The sequence below is a fragment of the uncultured Moraxella sp. genome, assembly GCF_945873075.1.
In the GTDB taxonomy this organism is placed as follows: domain Bacteria; phylum Pseudomonadota; class Gammaproteobacteria; order Pseudomonadales; family Moraxellaceae; genus Moraxella.
In genome coordinates, this window is record NZ_CAMCBS010000004.1 from 1 (window position 1) to 15,418 (window position 15,418).

Genomic DNA, 15,418 nt, shown 5'->3' on the forward strand with positions numbered 1-15,418 from the left:
CCTTGATTAAACCTTAACCGTTAATCTTAGTGTCTAAGAATTGGGGGTCGGTTCAATACGATTAAGCGGATTTTTTATTTGTTTTTTTGTTTACATCGCTTGTTTGATGGCGCTGACGAGTGCATCGACATCCTGCTGTGTGGTATCAAAGCTACACATCAGGCGTGCCATACCATCCCCACCCCAATCATAAAACGCAAACGACTGACGCACTGTGTCCGCCACGCCATCAGGCAGACGCACAAAGACGCTATTGGCTTCGACAGGATAACAAATCTCAACGCCAGACAGTGCGGACAACTGCTGTGATAGATACATCGCCATCGCATTAGAATGTGTGGCAAGCGTGCGGTACAACTCATCTTCGAGCAGGGTAATCAGCTGAGCTGAAATATAGCGCATCTTAGAAGCGGTCTGCATGGACATCTTACGCAGATAACGCAGCTCATCGCCTGTATTGCCCGTCACATCAATCAAACATTCACCGAACATCATACCGTTTTTTGTACCGCCAAGCGACACCATATCCACGCCCGTCTTGGTAATCATGGTATGAAAATCAGTCTGCAAATGGCATACTGCATTGGACAGTCGTGCACCATCGACGAATAGCTTCATGCCATAGCGATGCGTTGCATCCGCCAAATTCGAAAGCTCATCAAGCGTATAGCAAGTACCACATTCGGTCGCTTGGCTGATATACACCACCGCAGGCTGAGAGCGATGCTCATTGCCAAAGCCATAAGCTTCTTTGGCAATCAGCTCTGGGGTTAATTTGCCATCAGGTGACTCAACCAGCATCAGCTTACAACCACCGACCACCTGTGGCGCATTACTCTCATCGGTGTGAATATGTGCCGTGCTTGGGCAGATGATAGCTCCCCAGCGTGGCAATAGGCACTGTAGCCCCAAGACATTCGCCCCTGTGCCATTGAACACAGGATAGCCACGAGCCTGCTCACCAAAGTGCCGTTTGATTAGACGTTGTAATTCGTGGGTAAAATAATCATCCCCATAAGCTGCCACGTGTCCTTGATTGGCAGTGTGCAAGGCTTGCATAAATGCAGGATGCACCCCTGAATAGTTATCCGACGCAAAGTGCTTGCGAGTATTGTTAAATTGCATAAACATTCCTTTTTGATTTATCTTGTTCAATATACAGCAAACCCAATCAAAAAACAGCAAGCGAAATCGCCTGCTGTCCTGTATGCACTATGCTAATCAAAACTATTAGTTTTGTCAATCATAGATTTTTTTCATGATTAATTTAGCTGTCATGGTCGCTGATGACACGATACCAATTACAAGATACCATAAGCCACGAGCGCATTCGCCACTTGCGTAAAGCCTGCGACATTGGCACCGGTCATATAGTCGATTGCACCTTTGGTTGTGCCGTATTTATCAGCGGCAGCACGGGCATTGTCATGGATATTTTTCATGATGTCTTGTAGCTGAGCGTCTAGCTCTTCAAATGACTTGTACTGACGCACTGAGTTTTGGCTCATCTCAAGACCTGAGACCGCCACACCGCCTGCGTTTGACGCCTTGCCCGGCGCATAAGCCACGCCTGCATCACGCACGACATCGATGGCTTCGGCAGTCAGTGGCATATTCGCTCCTTCTGCGACATATTTGACACCGCCTGCGACCAGTTGGCGAGCTTCGTCGTCATTGACTTCGTTTTGGGTGGCGCATGGCAAAGCGATGTCAGCAGCAAACTGCCAAGGCTTAGCACCAGCTAGCCACTCACCGCCAAACTGCGCCACATAGTCAGCTAGTGGCTTGCGAGCGTCTTTTTGGGCTTTAATCCAATCAATCTTGGCTTGGTCAAAACCTTGTGGGTCGTGTAGCACGCCTTGCGAGTCTGAGAAAGTGATGACCTTACCGCCAAGCTGAACGACTTTTTCGGCAGCGTACTGCGCCACATTGCCCGCACCTGAGACAAGCACAGTCTTACCATCAAGGCTGTCGTTATTGGCTTTTAGCATATTATCTAGGAAATACACCAAGCCATAGCCTGTCGCTTCGGTACGAATCAAACTACCGCCATGACCCACGCCCTTACCGGTCAAGACACCTTCAAATTCACGGGTCAAATTCTTGTACATCGCAAACATATAGTTCACTTCACGACCGCCGACACCGATGTCACCAGCCGGTACATCCATGTCTTTGCCGATGTTTTTGTGCAACTCACGCATAAAGGCATAGCAAAAACGACGGATTTCAGCATCTGATTTGCCTTTTGGGTCAAAGTCTGAGCCACCTTTAGCGCCGCCCATCGGCAGACCTGTTAGGGCATTTTTGAAAATTTGCTCAAAGCCCAAGAATTTTAGCACGCCTTCGTTCACTGTTGGGTGAAAGCGGATACCGCCCTTGTATGGGCCGATAGCATTGCTAAACTGTACACGCCAGCCACGATTGACCTGCACTTCACCTTTGTCATTTTCCCAGTTCACACGAAAGCTGATGATACGGTCAGGCTCGCATAGGCGTTCAAAGACTTTCAAGGCGTCGTACTGCGGATTGTCGGCATAGACTTGCTCGACGGTCATCGCCACTTCTTGGACAGCTTGGATGAATTCTGGTTGGTGGGCGTAATTTTTTTTGACCGTTTCGACGGCTGACTGGATAGACATAGTGTTTTCCTTTTTATAAGACCAAATACAAGGTCAATGAATGTATTAAGCGTCAATCAATCCGAATATATCATTAATATTTTATTAGTAAATCATAAAAACAAATATACTCATCGCAAAAGACAATATAACAGACCTAAAGCCTACCTGACAAGTGATTTTTGGCGAATTTGTATAAATATTTGCTTGCTTAGTCATAACCAAAAAAATACCCAATGCTAGACATTGGGTATATCGCTAAGGTGTCGCGGTGCTTGGCTGTGCATCAGTGCTTGATGCTGGTTCTGTACCTTGCTCTACGCCCTGCTCTGTGCCTTGCTCTGCACTTTGGGGTACAAGTACGGCATCAAGATTGACCACAGGATTTGAGCCATGTTCAAACAAAGCTTTTTCAAGCTCAGGCAAGGCAAGCTGCATCATCTCGCCGATATATCGCTGTGGTTCAGATGGCTCAAAGCCCATCAAAGTCTCACGCTCACCCACTCGGCGCACTGCCTGTAAAAACGCCCCATCAAGACTGCTCTGCTCACGCATCCCTTCAGCAAAAAACGCACGACCAAAATAAGTCAAATCCGCATCATTGGTACAGCCAAAGCTTGCTCTATCAGCACGGGCAGCGGTGATGATGAGCGTGTTTTCATCTTTTAAAGGCTCAATAAAAGTCCCCGAATAGCACGCCGATACCACAATCACCCGCCAGCGGATGCCTGCTTTATCTAGCGCGGATTTGAGCCACACTGGGTCAATCGGTGATAAATCCAGCGGCTCATTGGTCACAGCAAGCTCGCCTAATGGCAAATCATTCTCATCGACCACGCCGTGCGAGCTTAACGCCATAAACAGCACATCTTCATCGACATTCATTTTTTTGGCAAATTCATCCAAGCTCTGCTCAATGCCTGTACGAGAGGCAATCGGATAATCAAACCAAGTTTTTGGGTTATTGATAAGCACCATTGAACGCCCTGCCGTGCCAAATTTGACATCAAACAGCTGCTTGGCTTGCAGGATTTCGCTCATGAATACATCTTGCTCGGCATAGCTTGCCACACCCATAAAATACCATTCGCTCACGCCTGCTTGCCCTTTGCTGATATTATCGAGCGCCTTTTGCATCACAGGTGGCTGCGCATAAAATAGCGACTCGGCAAGCTTATTTTCTTGGCTGTATTCCTTAAAAATCGGCTGGTCAACGACGTTTTTTTGCCATACAAGCAGTAGCGCAATCGTCGCAACGAGCATCAGCACCCGCTCCCACCACGGCCAATGCAACCGCTTGGCGAAAATCCATAGCAGTGCAGTGGTCTGCCACACAAACAGCATGGCAAACAAGGTCGGCATGATATGATGCAACCAATACGGTAGCAGGCTTTCATTTTCAAGAAACTGAATGGCACTTTGTAGTAAGATTAACAAAGTATCCGCCGTCAACCACAAAATCGCAGGCACGAATAACAAAGAATAATTCAGCGAACGCTTGGCAAGAATAATCCCCGCCACCACAATAATCGCCGGCCACACCAAGTAGCTAATCAGACCTTGTTCATTAAAATAACCGAAGGTCGGCGCTGCCAAATAAGCAAAAAGAATGTTGGCTGACAATGCCAGCACCAAAAAGCACACGAACTGCGCAAAGGTTGGCTTGACCCGCCCAAATGCTTTGGTACTACCCAAGAGCATCCACAAGGCGGCTGCCAAATTTGAGAAAAAATTTGAGAAAAAACCCATCAAGCTCTCGAATTTTTGGTATAAAAATGTGTGGCTATTGTAGCATATTGTAATTATGACGGTGGCAAATTTTTTGTATCTGTTATCTTTATTACATACAACATTCAAAAAACCGCCCTATCCATGATAGAGCGGTTTTGATTGTGTACAAACAGATTTTTAGACCGATAAGCTTATTTCATCAACAGCTTATTGATACGCTTTAGATACCCTGCTGGGTCATCAAGCTGACCGCCATCAGCAAGCAAAGCTTGGTCAAAGATGACTTGCGCCAAATCATCAAACTCAGCACTACTCTCAAGCTTGGTGATGAGCGGATGCGTCGGGTTAATCTCAAGCGTCGGCTTGACATCAGGCACAGACTGCCCCATCGCTTTTAGCATCTGCACCATCTGCGGTGACAGCTCGCCATCACCCACCACAAGACAGGCAGGGCTATCCACCAGACGGCTAGAGACACGCACATCTTTGGCACGCTCGCCCAGAGCGGTTTTGAGCTTATCCACCACAGGTTTTAGGTTTTCTTCGGCTTGTTTGACTTCTTCTTTTTCGGCTTCGTCGGTCAGCTCGCCCAAATCCACCGCACCTTTGGCGATATTTTGAAGTGGTGTGCCATCAAACTCATGCAAGAAATTCATCGCCCACTCATCCACACGCGCGGTCATCAGGATGACTTCGATGCCTTTTTTGTTAAACAGCTCAAGCTGTGGGCTGTTTTTGGCGGCCGCCAAATTATCCGCCGTCAGATAATAAATCGCCTTTTGACCGTCTTTCATGCGAGCCTTATAGTCGGCAAAGCCTGTCTCGATGGCGTCATTTTGGCTGGTGGCATAGCGTAGCAGCTTGGCGATACGCTCTTGGTTAGATTGGTCTTCGCCCAAGCCTTCTTTTAGGACATCACCAAATTCTTGATAAAATTCCTTAAATTTGGCTTGTTTATCCGCATCTTCACTGTTAGCAAGGCTTGCCAACAAAGTCAGCACACGGCGAGCATTACCATCACGGATTGCCTTGACATCACGAGATTCTTGCAGAATTTCACGGCTGACATTGAGTGGTAAATCAGCGGTATCAATCACGCCCTTGACAAAACGCAGATACATCGGCAACAGTTGCTCGGCATCTTCCATGATGAACACACGCTTGACATACAGCTTAAGCCCACGCTGTTGTTCACGAGCATATAGGTCAAACGGTGCTTTTTTTGGAATATACAGCAGCTGAGTATACTGAACACGGCCTTCGACACGATTATGCGTGTGTGCTAATGGGTCTGTGTAGTCATAGCTTAGGTTTTTATAAAACTCGTTATACTCATCATCACTGATGTCGCTTGGACTGCGAGTCCATAGCGCATTGGCTTGGTTGATGGTCTCGTACTCATCGGTGGTGATGTATTCGCCTTTGCCTGCGACCACTTCGCCATTGTCATCAAGCTCATCTTGCCATTCTTGTTTACGCATCTGAATCGGCAGGCTGATGTGATCTGAGTATTTATTCACCAGTGATTTGATGGCATGACGATCCAGATAATTGGTGGTCTCATCACCGCTACCTGCGTACTCATCTTTTAGGTGCAAGGTAATGCTTGTGCCACGACTGTCTTTGGTGATGGTCTCGGTGGTGAATGAACCTGTGCCATCAGACACCCAGCGTACGCCTTGATCAGCCGCTTCGCCTGCTTTTCGGCTCTCGACAGTGATTTTGTCGGCGACAATAAAGCCTGAATAAAAGCCCACGCCAAACTGACCGATCAGATTGCCGTCTTTTTTGTCGCTGTCGGATAATTTATCCAAAAATGCCTTTGTGCCTGATTTGGCAATCGTACCCAGATGCTCGATGGCATCAGCTTCATTCATACCGATGCCGTTATCGCTGATGGTGATGGTTTTGGCGTCTTTGTCGATATCAATTTTAATCGCCAATTCGCCATCGTTTTCGTATAAGCTATCATCTGCCGTCGCCAAAAAACGCAGTTTGTCGCAGGCATCAGAGGCATTTGACACCAGCTCACGCACAAAGATGTCAGCGTTTGAGTACAGTGAATGCGTCACCAAATGCAAAAGCTGTGCGACTTCGGCTTCAAAATGATGGTTGGTTGTGGTCATAAAATTCTCCTTATTGTTTGCAATTGTTTTGATGGCTATCATAATCGGGTCGTGGCAAATTTTTTTCAAGCAATTTATGAGCATTATCAGTATAAAAACCATCAACCATCAGCGTTGTAATTTATAGTGATTTTCAATAACTACACTTATTTACCAACTATTACTAGCTATTTTTTGTCAAACTGGTAAAATGGTCAGTTAGTTTAAAACAATTAAGCATGATTTTTATGGCTGAAAAAACTTTTACTGCGACGCTTTGGTCTGTATTGCTAAAAATCTTGGTGGCAATCATTGCCCTAGTCTTGATTTTGGTATTGGCGTTTCCGATTGGCTTTTATGGGATGGCGATGTATCTTGAGCCAACCTTGCCTGATGTCAAAAACATCAACCAAACCGAACTTCAGATGCCACTACAGGTCTATACATCGGATAATAAGCTGATTGGGCAATATGGCAATACTTTATCATTGCCAGTGACTTTTGAAGAAATTCCACAGCATATGATTCATGCGTTTTTGGCTGCCGAAGACGATACTTTTTTTGAGCATAGCGGTATCAGTGTCAAAGGTATGGGTCGTGCGCTCACCGAAGTGGCATCAAATTCCGACTCGCAAACGGGCGGTTCGACCATTACCATGCAGGTGGCAAAAAACTATTTTCTAAGCCCTGAGCGTACCATCGACCGTAAGCTGACTGAGCTGTTTATCGCTCGTAAGATTGAAAACGAGCTGACCAAAAATGAGATTTTGACTTTATATGTCAATAAAATCTATTTGGGCGAAGGCACTTATGGTATCCAAGCGGCGGCTCGTCGTTATTTTAGTAAGCCACTTGATAAGCTGACCATCGCTGAGATGGCGATGATTGCTGGTCTGCCAAAAGCGCCATCGGCTTATAATCCTGTGGTCAATCCAGAGCGTGCGATGGAGCGTCGCAACTGGATTATCGGTCGTATGTACGAAGAAGGCTTTATTAGCGCAGCCGAGCGAGATGCCGCCATTGCAGAACCGATGGGGCTAAACCTATATAAAGAACAGCTTGATCTAAATATGCCGTATGTCGCCGAGATGGCTCGTAGCTCATTGGTCGAAAAATACGGCGAAAAAGTGATGGATTCTGGCTGGCGTGTACAGCTGACCATTGACAGTCAAGACCAATTAGCCGCTGATTCTGCACTCGTTGGCGGTCTGCGTAGCTATGACCGTCGTCATGGCTGGCGTGGTGTCGAAGCTGAAGAAGGCGAGCTTGAAGGTCGTCGCAATTTTGACAACATTTATCCTGCCAAAGTCACCAAGGTGAATAACAACAGCTTTGAAGCTGAGCTACAATCTGGTGATAAAGTCACTATTCACTGGTCAGGCATGAACTGGGCAAGACGCTATTATAGCGCCAACCGTGTCGGTGGCGGCTATAGCAATGCCCACCAAATGGTCAAAGTCGGCAACATCGTGCGTATCTCACCACTGAACGAAGCCAAAACCGCTTGGAAAATGGAATCCATTCCAAAAGTACAAGGCGCACTGGTATCGCTTGACCCTGAAAATGGCGCATTGCGTGCGGTTGTCGGTGGTTTCCACTACAATCACAGCAAATTCAACCGTGCAACTCAAGGCTATCGTCAACCTGGTTCGACCATTAAGCCATTTGTATTTGCCGCTGCACTTGAAACTGGCAAATATACACCAGACAGTCTAATCTCAGATGCGGCAATCCGTATCGGTAGCTGGCGACCAAAGAATGCCGACGGTCGATTTACCGGCATGATGACTCTACGCCGTGCGTTGGCACTGTCTCGTAACACCCCTGTCATTCGCCTGATGCGTTCAGCAGGTATCGATGAGACACGACAGCTAATGAACCAAATGGGCGGTCTTGAGATGGATCGTATGCCATCAACGCTGGCTCTAGCACTGGGTGCTGCCGATATCACGCCACTACAGATGGCAACAGGCTATGCCACCATTGCCAACGGCGGTCATCGTATTCAGCCATATTTCATCGAGCGTATTTATAACTTTAATAATGATTTGGTCTATCAAGCCAATCCGGTACAAGCGTGTGCATTGTGCTTTAACAAGAATCTTGAAAAAACCAACGCCACGCTTCTAGAGACTTTTGAAGCACAACAAAAAACTGCTAACGCAAGCAAGTCATCAGCCGCCAATACAGCAAAAGATGGCAAAGCAGCAGATGATAAAGCAAGCGAGGCGGTAGCCCAAACCAAAACTCATGACGGCACGCCTGCTGGCGACCGCCTACACCCAAAAACTGCACCACAGCTCATGATGGCACAACAAGCCCCACGTGTACTATCACACGAGACAGCTTATAATGTCGCCAATATGATGCGTGAAGTCATCAGCTATGGTACAGGTAAAAAAGCCCGTGCTATGGGTCGTGGCGATGTCGGTGGCAAAACTGGTACAACCAACCTTGCAAAAGACGCTTGGTTTGCAGGCTTCCAGCCAACCAATGTTGCGGTGGTTTGGGTAGGCTTTGACCAGCCATCTACACTCGGCGCGAAAGAGTATGGTGGTGCTGCTGCCCTACCAATTTGGGTAAGCTATATGCGTAAAGCGCTTAGCGGTACACCATCACAATGGGTCAGCAAAGAAGACCGCTCAAAAGCAGCCATCGAAACCCAAGAAGTGGTTGAAATCACTGACAGCGGTCAAACCACCAAAACAACAGGTGGCGACAAAACTGCTGATAAGGCAACCGGTAACAAAACCACCAACGCCGAAAAACCAAAAAACTAAGCCATTTACAAAAATGGCGTACCAAAAAAACATGGCTTGGGCAACTCACCTAAGCCATGTTTTTTGCTATTGATATCTTTCATCAATGGCTGATTGATATTATTCAGCCATCTTTGCCATTACCTGTCCATAGCCCACCCGATAATCAGGCACAGACAACCAGTTATCAGGCAGATTATGGCGGATACGCTTGCCGGCCATAGCGCCATCAATGGGCTTTGGCGGTAGATAGCCAAGCGTATCAGCGATAAAGCTAAGCACATCAAAGCTTGTCGCAGGTAAAGTATCAGTCGCAAGATAAATAGGCTTTGGCGTACTTGTCATCAGGATACGCTCAAGAATAGCTATCAAATCACTATCCATGATACGGTTGGTATAGTGATGGCTTGGCACGCCTGTGTGGTGCGCAGATTTTGCCTGTTCAATCAGCCGTGTACTACCCAGATGATAAATGCCACTCGGTCGTACGATGACTGTTTTATCACCAAAGACCGATTGCAATACTTGTTCTGCTTGTAGTAGTACTTTTGCCGTTGGGCTAGTCGGCACGGCAGGCGTGCACTCATCAATCCACTCGCCTGTATTCTCACCATAGACTGCCGTCGATGAGACGAACAGCACCTGCTCAAGCTGTACCTGCGATGCGATATCACGATACAGCTGTGCCACGCTTTGGCAGACAGACAGATAGCTGTCTTTATACTCATCAGCAGTGGCGACTTTGCCCTGCTTATGTGGTGTGATGATGATGGCGATGTGTGTCACACCACGGATGTCATCAGCGGTGAGCGTTTGGGCGGGTTTGTGTAGTAATGTCACAGGTGCTTGATAAGTCTTGGCACTCGTTGCTACTGCCATCACCTGTCCGTGTGCCGTCAGTTGCTCCGCCAACGGCTTACCAATTGAACCTTGACCAATGATTAAAAATCTCTTCATAAAACCACCAAGATTATCTTAAAAATACTTGGACAGATATAGCATAGCTTGGGTATTGGTTTTATCGTACAGGCGTTCAGTTTTTGATACCAGTCGCACGGCATAGTCACGGCTGATGTCTGCCTGCGCACCAACACTGACCGACGGCTGAAAATAGCCCGAGCGTACGCCATCAGCGCTATCAGCATGATAATAATAAGGCACAGATAGCTCCACCAAGCCACGCATTCTCTCGGTGGCATAATGCACACAGCCCGCCACCGCACCGACGCCCACACGATAGCCTTGATTCACCTGTCCAATCTGCACACCGCCATCGGCAAGCACATAGCAAGTCGTGTCAGCAATCTCACCGGTGTGCGCACGAGCCCGCCCAAGATTCCACGCCTTGCCTTTTTGTAGTCCGACATCCAGCACCAGATGGTCGTCATTATCATGCGTTGATGCATCGATGACTTGGCTGAATTTGAGTCGTTGCCCCCATGCTTTGCCTACGCCTATTGGGTCGGTGGCGTTATTTTTGGCGGTATTAGCAGGATTGAGACTGCGAGTCGAAAATATGGCCAAGTCCTTGATTTTTACTTTCTCATCATCAACGATGGCATCGAGCGACATCAGTTGCAAATCAAGTAGCGGTCGCACACCATTTGGATTATCAAGTAAATCTTGATAAGCGCTATTTAATGACAGCCCATAGACCGCCTTATCGGTATATCGCTCATCCATGCCCACGCCCAGTCCAATGCGATGCACCGGTGCGGCATTGGCAGGATTATTACGACTTGGCAACAGTGTATCTGTCGCATCGACTGCACCTGCCGACTGATGAGACGCATTAAGCCGAGCTTGGCGTAAGGTCGATGCCGATGGGATAAACTGTGTCTGCGCCACCACGCCCTGCTCCACCAAAATCGATGCAATGCGTGACGGAATCACGATTTTACCCACTTTATCCTTGAGATGACCATCAGGACGCACAACATCAATCAAACGCACAATCTCGGTGGCACAATTATCATGGGTAAAAAAATACGGGCGTGCCATGTCTTTGACTTCCCAAATGTGTCGTACGATTTGCGCCACTTCTGCTTCGGATAAGTTTAGGGTATATTGCCACAAATCCCGCTCATCTTTGACAAGATAGTCATTTTGCTTGTCTTGATAAGGTAAAATTTCCATCACGCCTGCATATTTACCCGAGATGGATTTTAAGGTGGACTTCACAGTGCCATCTTTGGCATCGCTTGCCACCGTATAATTCACCGCCATTGCCCGCTTGTCATCATCACTGCCATTATCTGCCTTGAGTAGCACATGAGCAAAGGCAGATGCCAATGCATTGGGATGCTCTTCGGCAAAAATCAGCGACAATCGCTTGGCATCTAATGACTTGGCAAATGCCTGAAACTCACTGCACGCCGTCAAATCAATGGTATGGGGCACGCCCATCTGCCCAAGCTGATTTGCCAAAAAATGCGCCCGAGCAGGAAACTGACACAGCACCGCTTGATTTTGGCGAGCGAGCGCATCCAAAGTCGCCACAAGCTCGGCTTTGGCATCGTTATGACCAGTTGTCGCCACAAAGAACTTGGGATTATCCAATCGGCTCTCATCCTTGCCCGTCGGATAATCTTTGAACAATAGCAGTCGTCGCCATGCCACCGACGATGCGATGGCCTGTATTTGAGCATCATTTAGTCCATAAGGATATGCGTTAAGTGATTGATTTGACAGGGATTTAATCGTATCAGATAGCTGCGTGCCATCAGTGATGCCATGCGCTGTACTTGATGCCAGCGACGGCAAACACGCCAATGATACCGTGAGCACGCCAAGTTTGTGGGCGATGTGTGACATAAGCCGACCTTGTGTTGATGCAAAGAGTGATGTCTTATAAGTATCGCCATTGTATCACAGCATTTCACCCATTTGTCTGTGCGATTTGTGCTACAATAACCAAAAACTTGCATGGATTTGTTATGACGACACAGTTTTTTATCAAAGATGGTATTTTGCACGGGGCGACTTTTTTGGCATCGCCCAATTTCAACGCCCGCCCAACCGACAGCAGCGGTGTCATTCGTGGCATCGTCATTCACAACATCAGCTTGCCACCGTCAAACTTTGGGCAAGTCAATGCCGATGGCGTGCATCATGTCAAAGCTTTTTTTCAAAATCAGCTCAATGCCGATGACCATCCGTATTTTCAGACCATCCACACCATGCAAGTCTCAGCACATCTATTCATCGAGCGAGATGGCAGCGTGACGCAGTTTGTCAATTTTGATGACCGTGCATGGCACACTGGGGCATCTTGCTATCTTGGGCAAGACAATTGCAATGACTTTACCATCGGTATTGAGCTTGAAGGCAGTGATGATACCAATTATGAAAGTGTGCAATATCAAGTACTTAGCCAAATTATTGCCGAGATTTATAAAGCCTATCCTGCCACACGCAGACACTTGATGGGTCATAGCGATATTGCCCCAACTCGCAAAACCGACCCCGGTGAGTTTTTTGATTGGCAAAAACTGCGGGCAATGGTCGCCAATCATTTGGATTGATTGGATGAATTATATTGCCAATATCCTAGCTTTGGATGTCGAATGTTTAAAGCTTAGCCATCATCGCCTGCCGTTGCACAAATTTACAACACTTTTGCCAAAAAGCGAGTAAAATATAGCACTTTTGGCAAACAAGTAAATCCTATGGCAAAATCACGGCTTTTTCGCTCGACTATGGTCGTCAGCTCAATGACAATGCTATCTCGCATCTTAGGCTTGGTGCGTGATGTGGTATTGATGAGTGTGTTTGGTGCAGGCGGGCTGATGGACGCTTTTTTGGTGGCGTTCAAAATCCCCAATTTTTTGCGCCGACTGTTCGCCGAAGGGGCGTTTAGCCAAGCCTTTGTGCCCGTTTTGACCGAATACAAAGAAACCCGCTCATTCAATGAAGTGCAGCTACTCATCAGCCGAGTATCAGGCGTGCTGTCGTCGATATTGCTGGTGCTGACGGTGGCGGTGATTTTGCTTGCGCCACAGGTCATCACCCTTTTTGCCCCGGGCTTTGTGGGTGATACGACCAAGTTTGACACCGCAGCCGAGCTACTTCGCTTAACCTTCCCTTATTTGCTATTCATCTCGATGACGGCATTTTTTGGTAGTATTTTGCAAAGCTATGGTAAATTTGCCGCGCCTGCCTTTGCTCCTGTCCTGCTCAATCTGTGCATGATTGGTGGTGCACTACTCGTCGCTCCGATGATGGATACGCCGATTATGGCGCTTGGCTATGCCGTTGCCATCTCGGGACTATTACAATTACTCATTCAGCTACCACAGCTATGGCAACAAAAACTGCTTGTCGCCCCAAGTTTTGATTTCAAAGACGAAGGCGTCGTACGCATCCTAAAGCTGATGCTCCCTGCCATCTTTGGTGTGTCTGTCACCCAAATCAACTTACTGCTTAGCACCGTGTTTGCATCCTTGATGGTGGCAGGCTCAGTGTCGTGGATGTATGCTGCCGAACGCCTAAGCGAGCTACCGCTTGGCTTGATTGGCGTGGCGATTGGTACGGTGATTTTGCCAAGCTTATCATCCAGCCGAGCCAAAGCCGATGACGAAACCTTTCGTAAGACAATGGACTGGGCAGCACGGCTGATTATCCTAGTGGGTCTGCCGGCTAGCCTTGCGATGTTTGTGCTGTCTGATGTGCTGATGGATGCGCTGTTTGTGCGTGGGGAATTTAGCCACAATGATGCCCTGATGAGCGGTGTGGCGCTCAAGGCGCTATCGGGTGGTATCTTAGGCTTTATGCTGATTAAGATTTTTGCGCCTGCGTTTTTTGCCGGCCAAGATACCAAAACCCCTGTCAAAGTCGGTATCGTCTCGGTATTTGCCAATATGATTTTTAGCGTGCTGTTTATTGGCGTGTTCTATTTGGCGCAACTGCCACTTCATGGCGGCTTAGCACTAGCGACGACGGCAGCAAGTTTTGTCAATGCAGGGCTACTGTACTTTATCCTACAAAAGCGTGGCATTTATCACTTTGGCACAGCTTGGAAAAGGCTATTTGCCCAATTTGGTATCGCAAGCGCTGCGATGGTCGCCGCCTTGTACTTTGTACTACCTTATTATCCTGTCGGCGGTAGTCAATGGCTAAAAATCGCCATCTTGCTTGCCATTTGCGCTCTTGGGGCTGCCGTCTATGGCGTGGTGCTATTGGCAACAGGTTTTCGTCCAAGGCAGCTACGCCACAATTAATCGTAGGTGTGATAAGCCATAAACCGTCTTGGCTGTTGATAAGCTGACAACACAGCCACAAAAGCCATCACAAATTCACCGCCTGACAACCGCCATTAAGCCACAAGTAAGTTTGTGGCTTTTTTGCAACAAAACGCATACAAAACCCCGCCCGCAAGCGCTTGGTATTTTGTTATTTTATCCCTATCAAGATAGTAAGTTATTGATATTCAATTAAGGAATATATTATGCAAAAGCCATTTGCCACCCACATCGACCCAAGCATCAACCTAGAAGCGGTACGCCACGACTGCCAAAACCTTGCCAAATCTCGTGCCAAGATTTCAGCAGGCGTCGCCATCATTCCGCTACCGCTACTTGATGTCGCCATCGATGTCGCCATGCTCTCAAAGCTACTCCCTGAAATCAGCCGCCGATTTGGACTGTCTGAAAGCGAGCACGTCCAAGCGCAAAATGAGCAAAATCTCAAAGAAAAAATCATCGCTGTCGGTAGCCTAGTCGCCGCGCGTGGCGTGGTCAATAAGACCGTACAAGGCTTTGGCGGTAAGTTCATTGGCAAGCAAGTCAGCAAATATGTACCGTTTGGTGGTCAGCTTGTGGCGGCGACTTTGGGTTATATGATTTTCAAAAAAATCGCCTTTGACCACATCGAAGAATGCTATACTATCGCCAAAAAAGCCCAACAAGCAAGTGCGGTATAACAATCCGCTTAACGCTTAATTAGCAAGCCTACTTATCAAAAAAAACCGTTCGTGCTCACATAACCAAAGCATGAGCGGTTTTTTGCCACATTACCTTTGGGTATCACGGCGTGCGGTTTGAGTTTTTATCTTTATGTATTTTTGATAAATTAAGCCATTTAGTGATTATCATTATCAATAGCTGATGGCTTTTGCCGTTTGATGGCATCTTTTTTCGATTTTGGCATAATAAAAGCCATAGTTTTGTTTGAGAAAATTCGCCAAACAGGATAAAATACACTG

General features: G+C 47.3%; 10 protein-coding genes. 4 read left to right on the forward strand and 6 right to left on the reverse strand.

Translation table 11 applies throughout. The features are described 5' to 3' along the window. Positions 1 to 90 precede the first annotated feature (90 nt). The 4 genes from Q0N89_RS02065 to htpG all read right to left on the reverse strand — a co-directional run bounded on the left by Q0N89_RS02065 (position 91) and on the right by htpG (position 6,478). Positions 91 to 1,125, reverse strand: coding sequence for a low specificity L-threonine aldolase (locus tag Q0N89_RS02065; RefSeq protein WP_294033156.1), 1,035 nt, complete (start codon positions 1,123 to 1,125; stop codon positions 91 to 93). 176 nt (positions 1,126 to 1,301) lie between these two features. Continuing rightward, complete coding sequence (gdhA, locus tag Q0N89_RS02070) at positions 1,302 to 2,642, reverse strand: NADP-specific glutamate dehydrogenase (protein ID WP_294033157.1); 1,341 nt, start codon at positions 2,640 to 2,642, stop codon at positions 1,302 to 1,304. 237 nt (positions 2,643 to 2,879) lie between these two features. Then, the gene (locus tag Q0N89_RS02075; protein WP_294033158.1) at positions 2,880 to 4,370 is read right to left on the reverse strand and encodes a C13 family peptidase; all 1,491 of its coding nucleotides are present in this window, start codon (positions 4,368 to 4,370) and stop codon (positions 2,880 to 2,882) included. 173 nt (positions 4,371 to 4,543) lie between these two features. After that, a complete protein-coding gene (gene htpG, locus Q0N89_RS02080) occupies positions 4,544 to 6,478 on the reverse strand; it encodes a molecular chaperone HtpG (protein WP_294033159.1) in 1,935 nt (644 codons plus the stop codon). A gap of 227 nt (positions 6,479 to 6,705) precedes the next feature. On the opposite strand from htpG, the gene Q0N89_RS02085 reads away from it, so the two are divergent. Next, positions 6,706 to 9,237 carry a penicillin-binding protein 1A gene (locus Q0N89_RS02085; RefSeq protein WP_294033160.1) on the forward strand — a complete coding sequence of 844 codons (2,532 nt, stop codon included), beginning with the start codon at positions 6,706 to 6,708 and terminating at the stop codon, positions 9,235 to 9,237. Between the two features lie 99 nt (positions 9,238 to 9,336). Here Q0N89_RS02085 and Q0N89_RS02090 read toward each other — a convergent pair whose 3' ends face one another. Together Q0N89_RS02090 and Q0N89_RS02095 are read right to left on the reverse strand one after the other, a co-directional pair. Then, a complete protein-coding gene (locus tag Q0N89_RS02090) occupies positions 9,337 to 10,173 on the reverse strand; it encodes an NAD-dependent epimerase/dehydratase family protein (RefSeq protein ID WP_294033161.1) in 837 nt (278 codons plus the stop codon). Between the two features lie 18 nt (positions 10,174 to 10,191). Continuing rightward, on the reverse strand, positions 10,192 to 12,030 hold the full coding sequence (locus Q0N89_RS02095) for a DUF4105 domain-containing protein (protein WP_294033162.1): 1,839 nt from the start codon (positions 12,028 to 12,030) through the stop codon (positions 10,192 to 10,194). 122 nt (positions 12,031 to 12,152) lie between these two features. On the opposite strand from Q0N89_RS02095, the gene ampD reads away from it, so the two are divergent. The 3 genes from ampD to Q0N89_RS02110 all read left to right on the forward strand — a co-directional run bounded on the left by ampD (position 12,153) and on the right by Q0N89_RS02110 (position 15,136). Next, the gene (gene ampD, locus Q0N89_RS02100) at positions 12,153 to 12,740 is read left to right on the forward strand and encodes a 1,6-anhydro-N-acetylmuramyl-L-alanine amidase AmpD (RefSeq protein WP_294033163.1); all 588 of its coding nucleotides are present in this window, start codon (positions 12,153 to 12,155) and stop codon (positions 12,738 to 12,740) included. A 144-nt stretch (positions 12,741 to 12,884) separates the two neighbouring features. Further along, positions 12,885 to 14,435: a murein biosynthesis integral membrane protein MurJ gene (gene murJ / locus Q0N89_RS02105; RefSeq protein WP_294033164.1), complete on the forward strand. Its 1,551-nt coding sequence runs from the start codon at positions 12,885 to 12,887 to the stop codon at positions 14,433 to 14,435. A gap of 227 nt (positions 14,436 to 14,662) precedes the next feature. Then, on the forward strand, positions 14,663 to 15,136 hold the full coding sequence (locus tag Q0N89_RS02110; RefSeq protein ID WP_294033165.1) for a hypothetical protein: 474 nt from the start codon (positions 14,663 to 14,665) through the stop codon (positions 15,134 to 15,136). The last annotated feature ends 282 nt before the right edge of the window (positions 15,137 to 15,418 follow it).

What these genes read in the sequence shown, in the direction of transcription:
- Q0N89_RS02065 (WP_294033156.1), bottom strand. Translation starts at nt 1,125, where the DNA reads ATGCAATTTAACAATACTCGCAAGCACTTTGCGTCGGATAACTATTCA.
- gdhA (WP_294033157.1), bottom strand. Translation starts at nt 2,642, where the DNA reads ATGTCTATCCAGTCAGCCGTCGAAACGGTCAAAAAAAATTACGCCCAC.
- Q0N89_RS02075 (WP_294033158.1), bottom strand. Translation starts at nt 4,370, where the DNA reads ATGGGTTTTTTCTCAAATTTTTTCTCAAATTTGGCAGCCGCCTTGTGG.
- htpG (WP_294033159.1), bottom strand. Translation starts at nt 6,478, where the DNA reads ATGACCACAACCAACCATCATTTTGAAGCCGAAGTCGCACAGCTTTTG.
- Q0N89_RS02085 (WP_294033160.1), top strand. Translation starts at nt 6,706, where the DNA reads ATGGCTGAAAAAACTTTTACTGCGACGCTTTGGTCTGTATTGCTAAAA.
- Q0N89_RS02090 (WP_294033161.1), bottom strand. Translation starts at nt 10,173, where the DNA reads ATGAAGAGATTTTTAATCATTGGTCAAGGTTCAATTGGTAAGCCGTTG.
- Q0N89_RS02095 (WP_294033162.1), bottom strand. Translation starts at nt 12,030, where the DNA reads ATGTCACACATCGCCCACAAACTTGGCGTGCTCACGGTATCATTGGCG.
- ampD (WP_294033163.1), top strand. Translation starts at nt 12,153, where the DNA reads ATGACGACACAGTTTTTTATCAAAGATGGTATTTTGCACGGGGCGACT.
- murJ (WP_294033164.1), top strand. Translation starts at nt 12,885, where the DNA reads ATGGCAAAATCACGGCTTTTTCGCTCGACTATGGTCGTCAGCTCAATG.
- Q0N89_RS02110 (WP_294033165.1), top strand. Translation starts at nt 14,663, where the DNA reads ATGCAAAAGCCATTTGCCACCCACATCGACCCAAGCATCAACCTAGAA.